The following is a 20719-nucleotide window of genomic DNA, read 5'->3' as shown; positions in this document are numbered from 1 at the left end:
GTGGACAGGATCCCGGCGGTCTTAAGATGTTGAACCAATTATTCGGTCGGTGCTGGCATTTTACCTTCCATCGCCGGACGTTCTGTCAGACGCTTCTCAAAATTGGCATTAAACTGTTTTTTCTGTTCCGGGGTCAGAATGTTGTAGATCTTGTTCTGGGTTTCCATGTGGGCCAGCATGCGGGCTTTATGCTGCTCGGCCATTTTGTCGATCTGCGCTTCGGCTTTCGCCTTATCGAAGGTGTCGCTGGCAATGATGTCATGCATTGCGCGGCGCTCTTCCAGCGGAGGACGCTTCATCTGGTCGCGCTGGCTTTTCATGATGTCGCGGATCTGCTGCTTCTGCGCATCCGTCAGGTTGAGCCCCTTAAACATCATCATCTCGTTGTGCATACCCGGGCCTTTATGATGCATCATCATTTTGCCTTCGGCCGGTGCGGCAGTCGTGGTTGCGGTATCTGCGGCGAACGCCATGCTGGTAGCGCCCAGAGCCAGGGTAGAAGCAACAAACAGTGCAGTAAACTTACGCATAATTTATTTCCTTTCTTTCAGTTATTCTTCGGCGCTATGCCGTGTTGACGAGATTAACTTTACGGGGTTTATCGTCAATTAGTCAGAGCAACAGTAAAACAATGAAAGTGTAAAAAACAATTTTTCGCCAAATGTGGAGGAAATAAGGATAAAGCGTGGAGAGTTGCAACAAAAAATATTCAAAACGATGAATTTAAAGCAATTTCTAAAAAGTATAGCGAAGTGAAGATGAATAATAAAGCAATTCACCAGGAATATTCCGCAAAACAAGGACCAGCGCTTTAAACGTTAAGAAACGTTTTTACTTTCCCCTCCCGGATGATGAGAGGGGAAAGGTTCATGATATTTTTTCCAGCATCAGACCGGCTCGCAGGCCAAACGCGACGGTAGGGTTAGGGAACAACACATATTCCGTTGTTTTCTGCACTTCGTAACGTTCTTCACCATCTTCCGCCAGCAGCGCTCCTTTGCGAAACGGCGTGAAGTTCAGGGTGTGCGCGGCCATATGAAGCTGGAAAGCATCGCTGCGGCGGGTGATCTGCTGTACGACGCGATACCGCTCAACGGGCTGATGCTCATGGTCGGGAGCCTCTCCCCCGAGCAGAGCCCGCAGCGCGAGATGCGTGGGAGCAAAACGCGTCAGATCGTTCTCACCGAAAGGAAGCGCTTTTCCCAGTTCCAGCGTACAGGCCAGGGCAGCAAAATGTTCGCAGGTAAAATGGGTAAACGTTCCGCCCGGCGACTGATGAAAGACCAGCGCCTCCAGCCCGGCGTCCCCCAGCCAGCGTAGAAACGCTTCATCCCAGGGCTGATTCCGCTGCGGTAACACGCCAAAGCGCACATGGTAAGACGCGCGGATCGCGGTATGGAGATCAAGATGCCAGCGCACTGGCCCCGCCGTGGAGAAAAACGCGGTCACGACATTCTCAAGCCACGCGGCCCTTGCCGTTTCTTCACTTTGCGGAAACTGCGACCAGCGACCGCCAAACATGCGGTTAATGTCACTCACCAGGTAGCGTTTGTTTTGCGCCAGCGCAGGCGGATTGCCCAGCACCACCAGTACGCGACACGTAAGGGTGATATCTCCGCGATATAACGCACGCAGTAGCAAATCGACAATCTCAACGGGCGCCGTTTCATTGCCGTGAATGCCCGTTGAGAGCAGCAGCGACAGCTCGCTGTCGGTAGTCGGCGTCAGCTCAAGCACCCCGCGCCCCAGCCACCGCCAGCGGAATGAGGGGCCGTCCCCTTCTTTCTGTTCCGGCGTTTCATCGGCCAGGGTCAGCGCCAGTAAATTTTCCATACCCACTCCTTTAGCGCTGGAACGGATAAACCGATCCTAGTTGCAGGATTGATGTCAACGCGTCCAGCGCCTCGCGCCCTTCACGCAGAAGCTGCGGGTCAATCAGATCCGCCTGCGTTAACCGGTCGCGATAGTAGCGATCCACCCAGCCATTAAGGGTGGTAAACAGCGCTTCGTTCATCATGACTGCCGGGTTAACGGCCTGCATTTCATTCGGCGTTAATACCACGCGCAGACGCAGGCAGGCAGGACCGCCGCCGTTAGCCATGCTTTCACGCAGATCAAACACGCGCAGTTCGTCAATGGGGTTATCGGCCTTAACCAGTTGCGTCAGGTATTGCCAGACGCCTTTATGATCCTGTGACTCCTGCGGTAGCACCAGCATCATGCTGCCGTCATCGCGGCTCAGCAGCTGGCTGTTGAACAGATACGTTTCAACCGCGTCCTGCACGCTGACGGCCTGCGTGGGCACCTGAATGGGCATAAAGCCGGGTACGCGTTCGCGCAGTGTCGCGAGCAGTTTCTCCTGATGCGCAAACGCCTGCTCATGGCAGAACAGCACCTGACGGTTGGAAACGGCAATCACGTCGTTATGGAACACGCCCTGGTCAATCACCTGCGGGTTCTGCTGGGCAAAAATCACCTGTGAAGGATTGACCTGGTTCAGGCGAGCGACCGCCTGGCTGGCGGCCAGCGTCTGGCGGGCAGGATAGCGAACGGGGGCAGAATGACCGCCCTCCTCGCGCCCGTAGATAAACACCTGTACGCCAGGCTCGCCATAGTCGCCTCCGAGACGGTTATGGTTGGCCGCGCCTTCGTCGCCGAACATCGCCACCTGCGGCAGAGCCTGATGCACCTCAAAATGGGCGTCATGGTTGAAAATAGCGCGCAGCACGCGCTCGGTGGTTTCCGCTTCGGTGGCGCGGTGGAATTTGTTGTTCAGGTTAGCCACCGTCAGATGGACTTTGCCATCCAGCGTATCGGCTGACGGTGCGACGGTCGCCGCGTTCGCCACCCACATAGAGGAGGCGGAGCTCGCCGCCGAGAGCAGATGTGGCGTTTGCGTGCCCGCTTTTTCGACCACCTGCTCATCACTCCCGGTAAAGCCGAGCTGGCGCAGCACCGCCACGTTCGGCCGTTCCTGCGGCGGGATCACCGCCTGTGGAAACCCGGCATCTGCCAGCGCTTTCATTTTCTGCAGGCCCTGCTTCGCCGCCAGTTTCGGGTTGGAGACCTGAAACTGATGCTTCGTCGAGGCTTCATTACCAAAGGAGAGACCGGCATAGTGGTGGGTCAGCCCCACCAGCCCGTCAAAGTTGACTTCACGCGCTTTCATGACGATCCCCTTCGCTAAAATCCAGCCCCGGACTGAGCGTCTCCGGCAGCGTCAGCGCCGGGGTTTCCAGGCTCGCCATCGGCCATGCACAGTAATCCGCGGCATACCACGCGCTGGCGCGATGGTTACCCGACGCACCCACGCCGCCGAATGGCGCGGTGCTCGCCGCACCGGTCAGCGGTTTATTCCAGTTTACAATCCCGGCGCGCGCTTCCAGCAGCAGTTGATCAAACTTCTCGCGATGCGGCGAAATGAGTCCGCTCGACAGGCCATAGCGGGTGTTGTTTGCCATCGCAATCGCCGCATCAAAATCGTCGTAACGCCAGACGCACAGCAGCGGGCCAAAGACCTCTTCATCCGGCACGTTGCTCGCGCCGCTCATCTCAACAATACCCGGCGTCAGCAGCGAGGTTCCCGGCTGTACCTGCCTGGGTTCCAGCAGGGTTTTCGCGCCGCGCGCAACGTGGTTTTGCCAGGCGTTAAGCACATTCAGCGCGGCCTGTTCGGAAATCAGTCCACCCATAAACGGCTGCGGATCGGCATCCCACGCGGCGGGGACCAGACGTGCGCTCACGTCGACCAGGCGTTTCAGGAAGGCATCCCCTTGTGCGCCTCGTTTCACCAGCAGGCGGCGGGCACAGGTGCAACGCTGTCCGGCGGTGATAAAGGCGGACTGGATCGTCAGGTGCACCGCGGCGTCAATATCATCGGGGTCTTCAACAATCAGCGGGTTGTTGCCCCCCATCTCCAGCGCCAGAATTTTTTCCGGCTGTCCCGCCAGCTGGCGATGCAGCTGATAGCCCGTTCCGGCGCTGCCGGTGAACAGCAGACCGTCAATATCGCTCAGCGCACTGAGCGCCTGACCGGTTTCACGACCGCCCTGCACCAGGTTCAGCACGCCCGGCGGCAACCCGGCCTGTTCCCACAGCTTCACCACCGCCTCGCCGGTTAAGGGGGTTAACTCGCTCGGCTTGAAAATAACGGCATTGCCCGCCAGCAGTGCGGGAACAATATGGCCGTTCGGCAGATGTCCCGGGAAGTTGTACGGGCCAAATACCGCCAGCACGCCGTGCGGACGATGGCGCAGCGTCGCCGCGCCGTCCGGCATCTCGGTGTGTTGCTCGCCGGTGCGGGTATGGTATGCCTTCACCGAAATGGCGATTTTGTTGATCATCGCCGTCACTTCCGTTGCCGCTTCCCATCGTGGCTTACTGGTTTCGGAAGCAATAATGCGCGTGAGCTCAGCTTTGTTCGCCTCCAGCAGCCCGGCAAACGTTTCAATAATGGCCTGGCGCGTGGCGAAAGGCTGTTTGGCCCACGCCGGAAACGCACGACGCGCGGCATGACAGGCTTGTTCCACCTGGCTGGGGCTGGCGTCATTTCCCTTCCAGAGCACCTCATTACCTACCGGATTGGTCTTTACGCGCAGCTCGCCTTCGCCCATTACCCAGTCACCGTTAATCCATAATGTCATGCTGTTTTCTCCTCAGGGCAGAGACGCACCAGACGAACCGTATCGCCGGCGTTACATTTCAGGGCATCCAGTTCTGCAGCCGTCAGCACCAGACGTTCACATTTCGGGTTAGTCCGCACCAGCATGGCGCGGAAGTGGGTGTAATTTTCGTTCGCCACCAGACATGCCGGCCAGTCGCCTGGCGCGGGCTGACCTTCAGAGACCTCTACCAGGCGGCTTTTACGGATCGCGCGAACGCGGTCGATATCGCACTCAAGCGTCGGTCCGCCGTCAAAGATGTCGACATAGTTACGGTAGCGGAAGCCCTCTTTCTCCAGCACTGCGCGAGCTGGCGCGGTTTGCGGATGCACTTCGCCGATCACCGCCTGCGCTTCCGGGCTAAGGAAATGGGTATAGATAGGATGCTTCGGCATCAGCTCGGCAATAAAGGCTTTCTGGCCGGTGCCGCAGAGATAGTCTGCACGGCTGAACTCCATAGAGAAGAAGCGCTCGCCCAGACTCTCCCAGAACGGCGAGTAGCCGGTGTCATCGATCACGCCGCGCATCTCGGCGACCACCTTTTCGTTAAAGCGATCGCGGAAGGCAGCCATAAACATAAAGCGCGATTTGGAGAGCAGATAACCGTTGCCCTCTTTGCGCCACGCCGGGTCGAGGAACAGCGTGCAGAGTTCGCTGGCACCCGTGTGGTCATTACAGAGAAACAGCGTCGGCAGCGCGTTATAGACGTTCAGCTCTTTCGACGCGTGAACCATAGTGCCGACGCGGTAGTTATACCACGGGTCGTTAAGGCCGACGGCCACTTCAATGGCGCAGATCCCGGCCACCGTCCCCGTCTCGGTATCTTCCAGCACGAACACGTAGCCCTGTTCGCTTTTTGGCAACGTCCCCTGCCAGGTTTGCAGGGCGCGCTCAATGCGCGCCGACAGCGTTTTTTCATCGGCAGGAAGCGAGGTCAGCCCGCCTCCCGTCTTACCGGCAAGCTGCATGAGCCCGGCGATATCGCCGCGCTCAACGGGACGGATGACCATCATGATGACACCCCGGACTTCACTTTTTCACACGCCAGTGCAAATCGATCCAGACCGGTTTGCACCTCTTCCTCGCTGACAATCAGCGCGGGAGCAAAACGCACCACGTTGGCACCGGCAATCAGCACCATCACGCCCATTTTTGCCGCTTCCTGTGAAATAAGTTTAGCTTTTCCGGCAAACTCAGGGGTGAGCTCGCAGCCAATTAACAGCCCCAGGCCGCGAATTTCTTTGAACAGTCCGGTCTTGCCATTGATGGCGTTCAGGCGTTCAACAAACCAGTCGTGACGCTGCTTAACGCCCTTCAGCACCTCAGGGGTGTTAATGATGTCGAGAACCTGTCCGGCCACAGCGGTCGCCAGCGGGTTACCGCCGTAGGTGGTGCCATGGGTGCCCACGGTCATCACGCTGGCGAATTTATCGGTCGTCAACGTGGCCCCAATCGGGAAGCCGCCGCCCAGCGCTTTGGCGGTTGAGAGAATATCCGGCGTCACGCCGTAGTGCATATACGCATACAGCTCGCCGGTGCGGCCGACGCCGGTCTGTACTTCGTCGAAAATCAGCAGCGCATTATGGCGATCGCACAATTCGCGCAGCCCCTGAAGGAATGCTTTTTGCGCCGGAAGCACGCCGCCCTCGCCCTGCATCGGTTCGACGATCACCGCGCAGGTGGTGTCGTTAATCAGCTCGCTGGCAGACTGCAGATCGTTATAGATGCCGTGGCGAATATCCGGCGGCAGCGGTGCGAAATCCTGCGAATAAGAGGGCTGACCGCCCGCGCTCACGGTAAACAGCGTGCGTCCGTGGAAGGCATTTTTAAATGCCACAATCCCGCTCTTGTGGGTACCGAACTTGTCGTGGGCATATTTACGTGCCAGCTTCAGCGCCGCTTCGTTGGCTTCCGCCCCGGAGTTACAGAAAAAGACTTTTTCGGCAAATGTCGCGTCAATCAGCTTTTTCGCCAGACGAAGCGCAGGCTCGTTGGTAAAACCGTTACCGGTATGCCAGAACTTCGCGGCCTGATCGTTCAGCGCCTGACGCAGCGCCGGATGCGCATGACCCAGCGCATTCACCGCAATCCCCCCGGCAAAGTCGATGTACTCTTTCCCCTGCTGATCCCACAGGCGTGAGCCTTCCCCGCGAACCGGAATAAACGCCGCCGGCGCGTATACCGGCATCATCCATTCATCGAAATTTTCACGCGTAATTGACAGAGACATAGCGACCTCATCCGGTAAATAAAAGGTTATTTGAATGTTAAATAATTGAGTGTTTGCACTGTGAATGTAGATTGCAGCCTTCGTGCCAGCCAGCGATAAAAATGCATAAACGGGTTGAGGCAACAGAATATCAATGAGTTATGACATGGAGTTATTCACTGTTACTGCATAAAAAGTGAATATTTTTACGATAAGCGGCGCTTTGCCGCATGAAAATAAGAAAGAGTATGCAAAGGCAAAATATAATTCTGGAATTGTGATCGCTCGCGAAATTTCCCGGCCATTTACGCCCTGTCCGGGGGCAAAACGCGTCAGGATGGTGCAAATATTGCACCACCGGCATTATCTGTCGCAGTTATTGGTCGAACCCGGTAACAGTTGATGCAAATTCTGCTACCATCCATGCACTATTCACCTTGCACTGGCAGCGACTATGAAATTTGTCTCTTTTAATATCAACGGCCTGCGCGCCCGTCCTCATCAACTGGAAGCCATTGTTGAGCAACATCAGCCCGATGTTATCGGCCTGCAGGAGACCAAGGTTCACGACGACATGTTCCCCCTCGAAGAGGTCGCGAAACTGGGTTACAACGTCTTCTACCACGGTCAGAAAGGTCACTATGGCGTCGCGCTGCTCACCAAAGAAACCCCGGTTTCCGTGCGTCGCGGCTTCCCCGGGGACAATGAAGAAGCGCAGCGCCGTATCATCATGGCGGAAGTGCCCTCTGCACTTGGCAATATCACGGTCATTAACGGCTATTTCCCACAGGGTGAGAGCCGTGATCACGAGACAAAATTCCCCGCCAAAGCGAAGTTTTATCAGGATCTGCAGAACTACCTGACAACCGAACTGAAAAAAGAGAATCCGGTGCTGATCATGGGCGACATGAATATCAGCCCGACGGATCGGGATATCGGCATAGGCGAAGAGAACCGCAAGCGCTGGCTACGTACCGGCAAATGTTCCTTCCTGCCGGAAGAGCGCGAGTGGATGGAACGCCTGCTGGGCTGGGGCCTGGTGGATACCTTCCGCCATGCGAACCCTGAAACCCAGGATCGCTTCTCGTGGTTTGACTACCGCTCAAAAGGCTTTGACGACAACCGTGGCCTGCGTATCGACCTGCTGCTGGCCAGCTCGCCGCTGGCTGAGCGCTGCATCGAAACCGGGATCGACTACGATATCCGCAGCATGGAAAAGCCATCGGACCATGCGCCGGTGTGGGCTAAATTCAAGCTCTGATCGCGCGTGAACAGTCGAAAACTACTCTTCCTGTGCGCCCTTCTGGGCGCATTTATTCTGACGTTTGTCATGTTGCCACCGGGCACGCTCTCTCTGGAAGGGATTAAAACTCACCAGCAGACGTTACTTTCCCATGTCGACCGCGCGCCGCTGCAGAGCGCAATGATCTTTTTTGCACTCTACGTAGCGGTCTCCGCCCTGTCGCTTCCCGGCGCGACGATCCTGACCCTGCTGGGCGGGACACTGTTTTCCCTGTGGGAAGGCACCGTGCTGGTCTCGTTTGCCTCTACGCTCGGGGCTACGCTGGCCATGCTTGCCAGCCGTTATCTCCTTCGCGACTGGGTTCAGCAGCGCTTTGCCCGACAGATGAATACGGTGAATACCGGTATGGCACGCGAGGGTACGGCCTATCTTTTTGCCCTGCGCCTGATGCCGCTGTTCCCGTTTTTTGTGGTGAATTTGCTGATGGGGGTGACCCGCATCACGGTGAGGCGCTACTGGTGGGTTAGCCAGGTCGCCATGCTGCCCGCCACAGTTGTCTTCCTCAACGCCGGGCGCGAGCTGGGAAAAGTGACATCGCTGCACGATATTGTATCGCCGGGTATGGTCTTCGCCTTTACACTATTGGGGTTATTGCCGCTGGCTACCCGCTGGCTGTATTCCCGTTACACCTCTTCGTTCAAAAAGTGAGGCATTATGCGCCGTGTGCGTTTTTGCACGTTTCTGACAGGCCTGCTGCTGGCCGTCCCCCTGTATGCCGCCGACAGCTGGCAAAGTATCCAGCAACAAGCCAACGGGCAGACTGTCTGGTTTAACGCCTGGGGAGGCGATCCGGCGGTCAACCGCTACCTTGAGTGGGTGAGCGGCGAGATGCAAACGCACTACGCCATTACCCTTAAAATCGTCCCGCTGGCCGACGCTGCCGATGCGGTAAAACGGATCCAGACCGAAGCCGCCGCGGGGCGCAAAACGAATGGCTCGGTCGACCTGCTGTGGGTCAACGGCGAAAACTTCCGCACGCTAAAAGAGGCTAATCTCCTGCAAACCGGGTGGGCGCAGAGGTTGCCCAACTGGCGCTATGTCGATACCCGCAAACCTGTCACCGAAGATTTCGCCATTCCCACAGACGGCGCGGAATCGCCGTGGGGCGGCGCGCAGCTGACCTTTATCGCCCGCAAAACCAGCATGCCGACGCCGCCAGAAGATCCGCAGGCGTTGCTGGATTACGCAAGGCAGAACCCCGGCAAGCTCAGCTATCCCCGCCCGCCCGATTTTACCGGTACCGCGTTCCTTGAGCAGCTGCTGATGACGCTCACGGCTCATCCGGATGCGTTGCAAAAAGCACCCGATGACACCTTTGCCCAGGTGACCGCCCCGCTCTGGGCGTATCTCGATAAATTGCACCCGCTGCTGTGGCGTGAAGGGAAAGACTTCCCTCCCTCGCCCGCCCGGATGGATACCCTGCTTGCCAGCGGGAGCCTGAATCTGTCGCTGACCTTTAACCCGGCGCATGGGCAGCAGAAAGTGGCGAGCGGCGAACTGCCTGCCGACAGCTACAGCTTTGGTTTTCGCAACGGGATGCTCGGCAACGTCCATTTTGTGGCGATTCCGGCCAATGCCAGCGCAAGCGCTGGCGCAAAAGTCGTCGCCAACTTCCTGCTGTCACCGCGGGCGCAAATCCGCAAGGCCGACCCGGCCATCTGGGGTGACCCGAGCGTGCTGGATGTGAAAACGCTGCCCGAAGATGAAGCAAAACAGCTGCTGGCTCATACGCCGCAGGGGCTGCCGAAGGTTCTGGCAGAGCCGCAGTCCGCCTGGGTTAACGCGCTGGAGCAGGAATGGCTGCGTCGTTACGGCACCCGTTAAGCTGGCTTGTCTGGCTGGCGATGGCGATTATTTATCTGCCGCTCCTGCCCGCCGGTGCCATGCTGCTTGCTCCGGCATTTTCTGTCGTTAACTGGCAGCGGCTGCTGAACGACCCACAATTGCCTCAGGCAGCCATCGCCACCCTGGTTTCAACGCTTATCGCCACGCTGGGGGCGTTGTTTATCGCCCTTTCTCTCGTGGCCCTTTTCTGGCCCGGCAAACGCTGGCGGCATCTCAGTACGCGCCTGCCGTGGCTGCTGGCCGTGCCCCATGTGGCTTTCGCCTCCAGCGCGTTGCTGCTGTTTGCCGAAGGCGGTCTGTTTTATCAGGTCTGCACCGTCTGTTCACCTCCGTATGACCGCTACGGCATCGGGCTGGGTCTGACGCTCGCGGTCAAAGAGAGCGCGTTTGTGCTGTGGGCGATTTACGCCGTGCTGCCGGAAAAACGGCTCGCACCGCAGAAGATTGTCCTGCAGACCTTCGGCTACGGGCGTTTTCAGACGCTTAACTGGCTGCTCCTTCCGGCGATCGCGCCGGTACTCGGCGCGGTGATGCTGGCGGTGCTGGCGTGGTCGCTGTCCGTCGTGGACGTGGCGATCGTTCTCGGGCCCGGTAACCCGCCGACGCTGGCCGTGCTGGCCTGGCAGTGGCTGAGCCAGGGCGACATACAGCAGCAGGCAAAAGGGACGCTGCTGTGCCTGCTTCTCCTTCTGCTGCTGGCCGCGCTTGCTGCGCTGGGCTACGGGCTGTGGAAGGTGTGGCGTCGCACGTTTGCACATCCGACGGGCGCACGCCAAAGGTCTCATCTCGCCCTGCCAGAGCGTGTATTCAGCGGCTTTCTGCCCGCGTGCGGGATACTTTGCGCCGCGGTGCTGTTGATGCTGGCCCAACGGGACGATGTTGGCCCGGTGAGTACCAGCCTTTCTTTCGGTCTGCTTTCGAGCCTTGTCGCCCTGATCGTCATTTTTCTCTGGCTGGAATGGGGGCCGCAGCGAGGCGCTCCGTGGGTGTGGTTACCGCTCGCGCTCCCGGCGCTACCGCTGGTCACAGGGCAATATGCCATTGCGTTACATCTGGGCCTCGACGGCCACTATGCCGCCGTGCTCTGGAGCCATCTGCTCTGGGTACTCCCCTGGATGCTGCTGGTGCTGCAACCGGCCTGGCAAAGGCTCGATCCCCGGCTTATTCTTACCGCCAGGACGCTCGGCTGGCGGCGGGCAAAAATCTTCTGCCTGCTGAAATGCCCTCTGCTGGTGCGCCCTGCGCTGCTGGCCTTTGCCACCGGTTTTTCAGTCAGCATGGCGCAATATATGCCGACGCTGTGGCTGGGCGCAGGTCGTTTCGCCACGCTGACCACCGAGACCGTCGCGCTCAGCAGCGGGGGCAGCATCCCGGTTCTCGCTAACCGGGCGCTGGGTTTACTGCTGGTCACGGGCACGGTGTTCGGTCTGGCCTCACTCTTCTCCCGCCTTGCGGGCCGCTATCGTCAGGGATTACGTTAATGTTGAAGGTAAAGGATCTCACCATCGAACCGCTTTTCCGCGAGGTCAATTTTTGCGTTCCCCGCGGGGAGATCGTCACCCTGATGGGCCCCTCCGGCAGCGGAAAATCGACCCTTTTTTCCTGGATGGTCGGCGCGCTGTCAGATGATTTTCAGGCACGGGGCGAGCTGTGGCTCGATGAGCGTCGCTGCGACGGCCTTCCCGTCGAATCTCGCGGGCTGGGCATTCTCTTTCAGGACGCGCTGCTGTTTGACGCGTTCAGCGTCGGGCAAAATTTGCTGCTGGCGTTGCCTGAGCGGATCGCCGGACGCGCACGTCGGGAAACCGTAGAGCTGGCGCTGAATTCCGCCGGGCTTGGCGACCGTTACGCCAGCGACCCGGCAACCCTTTCCGGCGGTGAGCGCGCCCGGGTGAGTCTGCTGCGCGCCCTGCTCGCTGAACCGCAGGCACTGCTGCTGGATGAGCCCTTCAGTCGCCTCGATAAAGCGTTACGCACGACGTTTCGGGCCTGGGTGTTTGACACCGTCCGGGCGCGCAATATTCCGGTGGTGCTGGTCACCCATGATGAGGACGATATTCCGCCCGCCGGCGAGGTGATTGAGATTTCTCGCTGGCAATAATGTGCTAACGCAATGTTTTCTGTTTCGGGAGAGACGACAATGCCCCCCTCTTTTACTGACGTCAGGTTATTCGATGAAACGTGTTTCTCAACTGACCGCGCTGGCCCTGCTCTGCGGCCTCGCTTCGTTTTCCTCTCAGGCGGCTGAAATGGCCAATTCACTCACGCTGTCCCAGCTTCAGGCGCAGCACGGTACGCCTGTCGACACCCGTGCCAGCGCGTTCTACAACGGCTGGCCGCAGACCCTCAGCGGTCCTTCCGGGCATGAACCCGCAGCGCTCAACCTTGCGGCCAGCTGGCTTGACGCAATGAGCGACGAACAGCTGGCGCGCTGGGCTAAACAGCATCAGCTTTCGCCTGCGACGCCTGTCGCGCTGTACGGCGACGATAGCGCCAACCAGGCGGTGAAAGCGCGCCTGGAGAAAGCCGGATATCACGCTATCTCGCTGCTCAGCGATGCGCTGCAAACCCCGGACCGCCTGCAGCGTCTGCCGCACTTTGAACAGCTGGTCTATCCGCAGTGGATCCACCAGCTCCAGCAGGGTAAACCGGTGACAGCCGCGCCCGCGGGTGAATGGAAAGTCATAGAAGCGGCCTGGGGCGCGCCGAAGTTTTATCTGCTGAACCATATTCCCGGCGCGGGATACATCGACACCAACGAAGTGGAAAGCGAGCCGCTGTGGAATAAAGTTTCCGACGACAAGCTGAAAGCGATGCTGGCGAAGCACGGGATCCGTCACGATACCACCGTCATTTTGTATGGTCGTGACGTTTACGCCGCCGCGCGCGTGGCGCAGATTATGCTGTATGCAGGCGTGAAGGATGTGCGCATACTCGATGGCGGCTGGAAGGCGTGGTCAGATGCGGGTCTGCCGGTTGAACGCGGTACGCCAGGGAAAGTGAAACCCGCCCCTGATTTTGGCGCACCGATCCCTGGTCAGCCGCAACTGATGGTGGATATGGAACAGGCACGCGGTATGCTGCACCGCCAGGATGCCTCTCTCGTCAGTATTCGTTCGTGGCCGGAATTTATCGGCGAAACCAGCGGCTACAGCTACATCAAGCCAAAAGGTGACATTGCCGGCGCCCGCTGGGGCCACGCGGGAAGCGATGCCACCCACATGGAAGATTTCCACAACCCGGACGGCACCATGCGCAGCGCCGACGACATCACCGCCATGTGGAAAACGTGGGATATCCTGCCGGAGCAGCACGTCGCCTTTTACTGCGGCACCGGCTGGCGAGCGGCTGAAACCTTTATGTACGCCCGGGCGATGGGCTGGAAGAACGTCGCCGTCTATGACGGCGGCTGGTATGAGTGGAGCAGTCACCCGCAGAACCCGGTCTCCCGCGGAGAGCGCGGGCCCGAGAGTACGCGTTAAGGTTTGAGTGACTTTAGCGTCACATAACCGCTCCAGATGCGCGTTGTGGTGGTCAGCCAGCACAATGCGCCAAATATCCACGCGAACACGGCAAAATGGGCCGGAAACAGGCAGCAGAGCACGAACAGCACGATGGTCTCCGTCCCCTCCGTTAACCCGCCGATGTAGTAAAACGACTTGTGCGCATAGCCGGGGTTGTCGATATTGTGCTTCGCCGCCAGTGCCGCAAAGGCCAGAAAGCTGCTCCCGGTGCCAATAAATGCGAACAGCAGCCAGGCGGCAGCCAGCGTATTCTGCTCAGGTGCCGCCAGCGCAAAGCCAAACGGCACCAGCGCATAGAACAGGAAATCGAGCGCGATATCCAGAAACCCTCCCGCATCCGTGAGCCCTCTCCGGCGCGCCAGCGCACCGTCCAGACCATCCAGCAGGCGGTTCAGGACGATGGCGACCAGTGCTGCCGGGTACCAGCCGAGGGCCAGAAATGGCAACGTCAGCAGGCCGATGGCAAACCCCGCCAGGGTAAGTCCGTCGGGCGTGATGCCCGGCTTATCCAGCACAGAGACCAGACGATTCAGCCCGGGTTTTATCCGTGGGTGCAGGTGACGGTCAAGCATCAGGCTTCCCTTTAAACGTGGCGCACAGCCCCTGCGCCGGGATATCCAGCGCGGCGTTAAAGCGGGCGGAGAGATTCTGAAAGGCGATGAGCGCCGTCATTTCAGTAATAACCTCATCGGTAAAGTGGCGTTTCAGCGCCGTTTTGATTGCTTCATCCACCCTGGGCGGCGTGGCGGTGACCGCCTCAACATAGGCCAGCGCCGCGCGCTCTTGTTCACTGAACAGGTCAGAGTCTGGCCAGTCGCTCACGGCCTGGACTTTATCCAGCGCCCCGCTGCGCTCGGCCAGACGCAGGCTGTTAGCATCAATGCAAAAAGCACAGTGGCACAGCTGCGATACCCGCGTCATCAGCAGCGAGCGGAGTTGCGGCGTCAGGCGCGCGTTTCTTCGCTCCAGAAAACCGACAAACAATGCGACCAGCCAGAACAGACGCGGCATGCGCCCCCACCAGCGTGTGGGATTCAGGACTGCACCAAAGTGTTTTCGCTGCATGGCGGCAATCGGTTTTACGCTCGCCGGAAGGGTTGGGATGGGTTCTACCCAGGTGGACGACTCTTTCACCTGTTTCTCCTGATGACTGGACTCTTTGAAAGGGCACGATAATATGTCGTTTTTCGCTATCAAGTATTGACGACCATGCTAAAAACAGTCGATGTCGTTGCGGCCATCATCGAAAAAGACGACAAAATTTTACTGGCGCAGCGCCCTGCTCACGCCGATCAACCGGGAATGTGGGAATTCGCTGGCGGAAAAGTCGAGGCCGGTGAAACCCAGCCTCAGGCGCTAATCCGCGAGCTGCGTGAAGAGTTGGGTATTGAGGCGCAGCCCGTGCAGTATGTGGCAAGCCACCAGCGCGAAGTGTCGCAGCGGTTAATCCACCTGCACGCCTGGTATGTTCCTGCCTTTAGCGGAGCGTTAACCGCACACTACCACAGCGCGCTGGCGTGGTGCACGCCGGAAGAGGCGTTGAGCTACGACCTGGCCCCGGCGGATATTCCGCTGCTGGAGGCGTTTATTCTTTTACGCGCCGCCAGACCAGCGGGTTCGTGCTGATCGCGCGTTCATCACGCTGGCATTGCAGCAAAACCCCGTCCGCTTTTACCACTGCTCCTTCAGAATAATTTTGATCCTGATAGATACAGCACTGGTTACAGGGTTGCGCACGCTGGCCGCCGGAGCTAAAGACCTCCGGCGGGACATTCACCTCCACGTCCGGGCGAATGCGGTCAGCCTGCGCGCCAGCGGTCAACACCAACGAAAATGCAGCCATCACGTAACGATTCATAGACTTGTCTTCCTGTTATGTCCTGATAATGACTATAACGGTTAATTGGGCGGAATCTTTAATTTCGCACATCATCGCTTTTTGTTATGACGCAGCGTGAGTCATTAATTTCCCTTTCACCCTACATTTCTGCTTGCTTCACAAAGCAGTACGGGTGGTATAGTCAAAAAAACAACACAAATCGCATAAGCAATATACATAAATGACTATAAGGGGTTCTTATATCTATGGATCAGACACGCTCTCTGGAAAGCTTTCTTGCCCATGTTCAGCAGCGCGACCCGAATCAGAGCGAGTTCGCTCAGGCCGTTCGTGAAGTGATGACCACCCTGTGGCCTTTCCTTGAAGAAAACCCGCGTTATCGTCAACTGTCGCTGCTGGAACGTCTGGTTGAGCCAGAACGGGTGATCCAGTTCCGCGTGACCTGGGTGGATGACCGCAATCAGGTCCAGGTCAACCGCGCCTGGCGCGTACAATTTAACTCCGCCATCGGCCCGTTTAAGGGCGGCATGCGTTTCCACCCTTCCGTGAACCTGTCGATCCTGAAATTCCTCGGCTTTGAGCAGACGTTTAAAAACGCGCTCACCACCCTGCCGATGGGCGGCGGGAAAGGCGGGAGTGACTTCGATCCTAAGGGGAAAAGCGAAGGTGAAGTGATGCGTTTCTGTCAGGCGCTGATGACCGAGCTCTGGCGCCACCTTGGTCCGGACACCGACGTACCGGCGGGGGATATCGGCGTGGGGGCCCGCGAAGTGGGCTTTATGGCCGGGATGATGAAAAAGCTTTCCAACAACAGCGCCTGCGTCTTTACCGGCAAAGGATTGTCGTTTGGCGGGAGTTTGATTCGCCCGGAGGCGACCGGATATGGTCTGGTCTACTTCACCGAGGCGATGCTCAAGCGTCACGGGTTAGGGTTTGAAGGGATGCGCGTGGCGGTGTCCGGCTCCGGTAACGTGGCGCAATACGCTATCGAAAAAGCGATGCAGTTTGGCGCCCGCGTGGTGACGGCCTCGGACTCCCGTGGCACGGTGGTGGATGAAGCGGGCTTTACGGCAGAAAAACTGGCGCGCCTGTGCGAAATTAAAGCCAGCCGCGACGGGCGGCTCGCAGACTATGCCCAGGAATTTGGGTTGACGTATCTGGAAGGCAAGCAGCCGTGGGGTGTTCCGGTGGATATTGCCCTGCCGTGCGCCACGCAAAACGAACTGGACGTGGACGCCGCGCGCACGCTGATCGGCAACGGCGTGAAGGCGGTGGCCGAAGGGGCGAATATGCCGACCACCATCGATGCGACGGATCTGTTCCTCGAAGCGGGCGTGCTGTTTGCCCCAGGCAAGGCCGCCAATGCGGGCGGCGTGGCAACCTCCGGCCTTGAGATGGCGCAAAACGCCGCGCGTCTTGGCTGGAAGGCGGAGAAAGTGGATGCCCGTTTGCACCATATCATGCTAGATATTCACCACGCCTGCGTGGAGTACGGCGGTGAAGCGTCGCAAACTAACTACGTGCGCGGAGCGAATATCGCCGGATTCGTGAAGGTGGCGGATGCGATGATTGGGCAGGGTGTGATTTAAGCTTTCACTGTGTTCTCGCCCTGTAGGCGCGGTAAGGCGTAGCCGCCACCGGGCTTTTTTTCAGGCCGCAGAGCTGCTTTTCGCCGGGTGGCGGCTACGCCTTACCCGGCCTACGGTTTAAGAAGCTGCCGCGCTCTTTTTCTTTTTAAAGGGCTTCTTCGCGCCGCTACCCGGCGCAACCATCCCTCTGAACCGCTTCACCGGCGTACTGCGTGCCTGATCGATCAACTGATACAGCGTCCCCACCAGCGGCTGCATAAAGTCCTGGTAGCGGCACTGCTTTTCACTGATTTGCGTTAGCACGGATTCCCAGTGCGCGGTCATGTCCGGCCTCGCGGCCAGCTCCGGAAGGGAGTGGATGAGAGCCCGCCCCGGCTCCGTGGAGTGGATATAGCGTCCTTTTTTCTCCAGGAAGCCGCGCTTGAACAACAGTTCGATGATCCCCGCTCGCGTCGCTTCCGTACCCAGACCGTCGGTGGCGCGCAGGATTTTCTTCAGATCTTTATCCTGCACAAATCGGGCGATCCCGGTCATGGCCGACAGCAGCGTCGCATCGGTGAAATGGCGTGGCGGCTGGGTCTGACGTTCAACCACTTCACCTTTCTCGCACAATAACTCGTCATCTTTGGCGACTACCGGCAGCGGCGTACCGTCGTTCTCCTCGTCACGCTCTTTGTTGCCGAGCAGCGTGCGCCAGCCCGCTTCCGCGAGGAAACGCGCTTTGGCGATAAACTTACCTTTGGCAATCTCAAGCTCAATGACGCATTTGCGGAACACCGCGTCCGGGCAGAACTGCATCAGATACTGACGGGCGATGAGGTTATAGACCTTCGCTTCGTTATCCGTCAGGTTAACGTGGCTGGCGCGTGCCGTCGGGATAATTGCATGGTGGGCGTCCACCTTTTTATCATCCCAGCAGCGGTTATGGGTGTCCGGATTCACCACCGGCTGCGGCAGGAGATCGGCGGCGTGTACGCTTATCGCATTCAGTACCGCGTGGCGACCGGCAAAATGTTCTTCCGGCAGATAACGGCTATCCGAACGCGGGTAGGTGATCAGCTTGTGGGTTTCATAGAGCTTCTGGCAGATATCCAGCACGTTTTGCGCGCTGAGGCCAAAGCGCTTCGCCGCCTCAATCTGCAAGGCCGAGAGCGAAAACGGCAGCGGTGCGGGTTCTAATTCCCGTTTATCGTTATAGCTGGTGACGATGGCAGGCTGACCGGTAATACGGTTAACCACATGCTCCGCCAGCGGACGGTGCAGCAAGCGCCCCTCTTCATCCTGGTACGATTCACAGGCATCGCTCGGCTGCCAGACGGCGGTAAAGCGTTCGTCCTTAGGCGTAACGATATGCGCTTTCACTTCAAAGAAATCTTTGGCGACGAAGTTCTCAATCTCTTCATCACGACGCACCACCAGCCCCAGCACCGGCGTCTGCACGCGGCCCACGGAGAGTACCCCCTGATAGCCCGCATTACGCCCGAGGATGGTGTAGGCGCGGGTCATGTTGATCCCGTACAGCCAGTCAGCGCGCGCGCGCGCAAGCGCCGAGACGCACAGCGGGATAAACTCGCTGTTGGCACGCAGACGCGAGATCGCACGCTCTACCGCCTGCGGGTTGAGGTCGTTTATCAGGCAGCGCTGTACCTGCTGGCGTTTTTCCGGCGCCAGCTCGAGATAGTCCAGCACTTCATCTACCAGCAGTTGCCCTTCCCTGTCCGGGTCACCTGCGTGAACCACTTCAGAGGCTTCGTGCAGGAAACGCTTGATCACGTTCAGCTGTTTGGTCACCGAAGGCCGGGGCTGCAGGCGCCATTTTTCCGGCACGATGGGCAGATCGTTGAGGTTCCAGCGGGCGTAGCGGCTGTCGTAGACGTCCGGCTGCGCCTGCTCAAGCAGGTGACCAATACACCAGGTCACCACCTGCCCGTTACCGCATTCGATAAAGCCGTCGCCCTTGCGGTGCGGCTTCGGCAACACGTCGGCGATGGCGCGCGCCAGGCTCGGCTTTTCGGCAATAAACAACCGCATCGAATTAACGGATCTCAATCATCGGTCGGCCACCGCGTGCGGTCACCAGCTCGCCGATCGCCGTCAGGGTAATGCCAAACTCGGCGGCCGTTGCCTGAACGTCAGCTTCGGCTTCCGGTGTGACCGCCAGCAGCAGGCCGCCGGAAGTTTGTGGATCGCACAGCAGGTTGCGCCACTCTTCAGGCATCTCGCCCATCAGGTGACCGTAGCTGGCAAAGTTGCGCTGAGTACCGCCCGGCACCGCGCCCTGCGCAATGTACTCTTCCACGCCCGGCAGTTTCGGCACGTCCTGATACCACACCTGTGCCTGCACGCCCGCGCCCTGACACACTTCGGAGAGGTGTCCCAGCAGACCAAAACCGGTCACATCGGTCATCGCCTTCACGCCGTCGATATTGGCGAATGCCGCGCCCGCAAGGTTCATCTGGCACATCACTTCCGTTGCCAGACCTTTGTGTTCCGGCTTCAGCAGGGATTTTTTCTCGGCGGTCGTGAGTACGCCAATGCCGAGCGGCTTGGTGAGGAACAGCTTGCAGCCCGCCTGCGCGGTGCTGTTGCGCTTCACGCGCTCGGTCGGCACCACGCCCGTGACGGCCAGGCCAAAAATAGGTTCAGGCGCGTCAATCGAGTGACCACCGGCCAGCGCAATTCCCGCCTGCTGACAGGCGAAACGGCCGCCATCAATGACGTCGCGGGCAATTTCCGGCGCGAGGGTATTAATTGGCCAGCCCAGAATGGCGATGGCCATAATCGGCTTACCGCCCATCGCGAAGATATCACTGATGGCGTTGGTGGCCGCAATGCGCCCGAAATCGAAGGGGTTATCGACAATCGGCATAAAGAAGTCAGTGGTGCTGATAATGCTGGTGCCGTTACCTAAGTCATAAACTGCAGCATCGTCACGCGTTTCATTGCCGACAAGCAGGTTCGGGTCGACAAACTTCGCCTGTTCACTGTGCAGAATGGTCTCCAGCACTTTCGGGGAAATTTTACAACCGCAACCGGCTCCGTGGCTGTACTGCGTTAAACGAATGGTTTGCTCGCTCATGGACGTCTCCTGTCATCTCAATCGCGCTATGGTAGCGCTCATTCCATAAAGAGGTAAGTATGACTGTCTGAATTCTGCGGCAGATGCTCAGAATCCAGACAGTTTAGCGTGGGTTATCAGAAACGGCTGACGAAAGGCGAAGTGTCCGGCACGCTGATGGTGCTGGAGGCTTTAAGCTGCGGCGTACCGAGGTAGAGGAAACCGACAATTTTATCGTGCTCACCGCAGCCAAAACCGTCACGGACTACCGGGCTCCCGGTCAGCGGACCGGTACGCCAGATACCGTTAAACCCCTGTGCGACAGCGGCCATTTGCATCGCCATTACCGCGCAGCCAGCAGACATTTCCTGCTCCCAGACCGGGACTTTGTGGCCAGCCTGACATTTCGCCACGACGGCGATGATCATCGGCGCACGGAACGGCGCATTGCGCGCTTTATCGATACCCTTCTCATCCTGCCCGACGGCAACCGCGCCCTGCTCCAGCAGCTGGCTGAAACGATCGCGGCCTTCACCTTCAATCACAAAGAAGTGCCACGGCTGCAGCGTGCCGTGATCGGGGGCACGCATCCCGGCACGCAGAATGTTTTCCAGCTGCTCGCCCGCCGGGGCAGGTTCGGCCAGACGTGACGCGCTGCGGCGGTTAACAAGCAGTTCAAGTGCGTCCATT

Annotated in this window: 20 protein-coding genes; 8 read left to right on the top strand and 12 right to left on the bottom strand. The window is 58.8% G+C overall.

The genetic code is table 11. The features are described from left to right. Window positions 1-38: 38 nt before the first annotated feature. From spy to astC, 6 genes are all read right to left on the bottom strand, one after another. Complete coding sequence (gene spy, locus L3068_RS08990) at window positions 39-530, bottom strand: ATP-independent periplasmic protein-refolding chaperone Spy (protein ID WP_014883470.1); 492 nt, start codon at window positions 528-530, stop codon at window positions 39-41. Between the two features lie 337 nt (window positions 531-867). Next, complete coding sequence (gene astE / locus L3068_RS08985) at window positions 868-1833, bottom strand: succinylglutamate desuccinylase (protein WP_032636902.1); 966 nt, start codon at window positions 1831-1833, stop codon at window positions 868-870. Between the two features lie 10 nt (window positions 1834-1843). Continuing rightward, on the bottom strand, window positions 1844-3169 hold the full coding sequence (gene astB, locus L3068_RS08980; protein ID WP_014883468.1) for an N-succinylarginine dihydrolase: 1326 nt from the start codon (window positions 3167-3169) through the stop codon (window positions 1844-1846). Further along, window positions 3156-4643 (bottom strand): succinylglutamate-semialdehyde dehydrogenase, encoded by a 1488-nt coding sequence (gene astD / locus L3068_RS08975; protein ID WP_117581569.1) that lies wholly within the window; start codon window positions 4641-4643, stop codon window positions 3156-3158. Before astD ends, astB begins: the two co-directional genes overlap by 14 nt. Beyond that, window positions 4640-5674, bottom strand: coding sequence for an arginine N-succinyltransferase (gene astA, locus L3068_RS08970; RefSeq protein WP_023332758.1), 1035 nt, complete (start codon window positions 5672-5674; stop codon window positions 4640-4642). The genes astD and astA overlap by 4 nt, the downstream gene beginning before the upstream one ends. Next, on the bottom strand, window positions 5671-6891 hold the full coding sequence (astC, locus tag L3068_RS08965; RefSeq protein ID WP_023332757.1) for a succinylornithine/acetylornithine transaminase: 1221 nt from the start codon (window positions 6889-6891) through the stop codon (window positions 5671-5673). Before astC ends, astA begins: the two co-directional genes overlap by 4 nt. A 433-nt stretch (window positions 6892-7324) precedes the next feature. On the opposite strand from astC, the gene xthA reads away from it, so the two are divergent. The 6 genes from xthA to L3068_RS08935 all read left to right on the top strand — a co-directional run bounded on the left by xthA (window position 7325) and on the right by L3068_RS08935 (window position 13500). After that, complete coding sequence (gene xthA / locus L3068_RS08960; RefSeq protein WP_014883464.1) at window positions 7325-8131, top strand: exodeoxyribonuclease III; 807 nt, start codon at window positions 7325-7327, stop codon at window positions 8129-8131. 6 nt (window positions 8132-8137) lie between these two features. Then, the gene (locus tag L3068_RS08955; RefSeq protein WP_032645241.1) at window positions 8138-8821 is read left to right on the top strand and encodes a TVP38/TMEM64 family protein; all 684 of its coding nucleotides are present in this window, start codon (window positions 8138-8140) and stop codon (window positions 8819-8821) included. Window positions 8822-8836: 15 nt separating this feature from the next. Further along, window positions 8837-9997 carry an ABC transporter substrate-binding protein gene (locus tag L3068_RS08950; RefSeq protein WP_371886121.1) on the top strand — a complete coding sequence of 387 codons (1161 nt, stop codon included), beginning with the start codon at window positions 8837-8839 and terminating at the stop codon, window positions 9995-9997. Further along, a complete protein-coding gene (locus L3068_RS08945) occupies window positions 9970-11499 on the top strand; it encodes an ABC transporter permease family protein (RefSeq protein ID WP_117581571.1) in 1530 nt (509 codons plus the stop codon). Before L3068_RS08950 ends, L3068_RS08945 begins: the two co-directional genes overlap by 28 nt. Further along, window positions 11499-12119 (top strand): ATP-binding cassette domain-containing protein, encoded by a 621-nt coding sequence (locus L3068_RS08940; RefSeq protein ID WP_063861586.1) that lies wholly within the window; start codon window positions 11499-11501, stop codon window positions 12117-12119. The genes L3068_RS08945 and L3068_RS08940 overlap by 1 nt, the downstream gene beginning before the upstream one ends. Window positions 12120-12192: 73 nt before the next feature. Further along, window positions 12193-13500, top strand: coding sequence for a sulfurtransferase (locus L3068_RS08935; protein WP_023338252.1), 1308 nt, complete (start codon window positions 12193-12195; stop codon window positions 13498-13500). On the opposite strand, the gene L3068_RS08930 is transcribed toward L3068_RS08935, so the two are convergent. Then, window positions 13497-14114: a CDP-alcohol phosphatidyltransferase family protein gene (locus tag L3068_RS08930; protein ID WP_050862223.1), complete on the bottom strand. Its 618-nt coding sequence runs from the start codon at window positions 14112-14114 to the stop codon at window positions 13497-13499. The two genes, L3068_RS08935 and L3068_RS08930, sit on opposite strands and share 4 nt — an antisense overlap. Continuing rightward, window positions 14107-14676: a carboxymuconolactone decarboxylase family protein gene (locus L3068_RS08925; protein ID WP_063861585.1), complete on the bottom strand. Its 570-nt coding sequence runs from the start codon at window positions 14674-14676 to the stop codon at window positions 14107-14109. The genes L3068_RS08930 and L3068_RS08925 overlap by 8 nt, the downstream gene beginning before the upstream one ends. 75 nt (window positions 14677-14751) lie before the next feature. On the opposite strand from L3068_RS08925, the gene L3068_RS08920 reads away from it, so the two are divergent. Continuing rightward, window positions 14752-15168, top strand: a complete 417-nt coding sequence (locus tag L3068_RS08920; protein WP_023332750.1) for a pyrimidine (deoxy)nucleoside triphosphate diphosphatase — start codon at window positions 14752-14754, stop codon at window positions 15166-15168. On the opposite strand, the gene L3068_RS08915 is transcribed toward L3068_RS08920, so the two are convergent. Continuing rightward, entirely contained in the window at window positions 15128-15400 is a 273-nt protein-coding gene (locus tag L3068_RS08915; protein ID WP_063861584.1) for a YnjH family protein, read from the bottom strand. The two genes, L3068_RS08920 and L3068_RS08915, sit on opposite strands and share 41 nt — an antisense overlap. Window positions 15401-15627: 227 nt before the next feature. Here L3068_RS08915 and gdhA point away from each other — a divergent pair, with 227 nt between their 5' ends. Then, on the top strand, window positions 15628-16971 hold the full coding sequence (gene gdhA / locus L3068_RS08910) for an NADP-specific glutamate dehydrogenase (RefSeq protein ID WP_063861583.1): 1344 nt from the start codon (window positions 15628-15630) through the stop codon (window positions 16969-16971). A gap of 117 nt (window positions 16972-17088) precedes the next feature. Here gdhA and L3068_RS08905 read toward each other — a convergent pair whose 3' ends face one another. The 3 genes from L3068_RS08905 to L3068_RS08895 form a co-directional block, all read right to left on the bottom strand. Next, window positions 17089-19002: a DNA topoisomerase III gene (locus tag L3068_RS08905; RefSeq protein WP_063861582.1), complete on the bottom strand. Its 1914-nt coding sequence runs from the start codon at window positions 19000-19002 to the stop codon at window positions 17089-17091. A gap of 4 nt (window positions 19003-19006) precedes the next feature. Next, window positions 19007-20050: a selenide, water dikinase SelD gene (gene selD / locus L3068_RS08900; protein WP_014883453.1), complete on the bottom strand. Its 1044-nt coding sequence runs from the start codon at window positions 20048-20050 to the stop codon at window positions 19007-19009. Window positions 20051-20166: 116 nt separating this feature from the next. Continuing rightward, on the bottom strand, window positions 20167-20718 hold the full coding sequence (locus L3068_RS08895) for an NAD(P)H nitroreductase (RefSeq protein WP_063861581.1): 552 nt from the start codon (window positions 20716-20718) through the stop codon (window positions 20167-20169). Between the last annotated feature and the right edge of the window lies 1 nt (window position 20719).

Origin of the sequence: Enterobacter cloacae complex sp. ECL414 (genome assembly GCF_021869685.1) — a bacterium.
Taxonomy (GTDB): Bacteria; Pseudomonadota; Gammaproteobacteria; order Enterobacterales; family Enterobacteriaceae; genus Enterobacter; species Enterobacter kobei.
The sequence above is the reverse complement of the archived record's forward strand: the minus strand, read 5'-3'. Positions and strand labels throughout refer to the sequence as shown.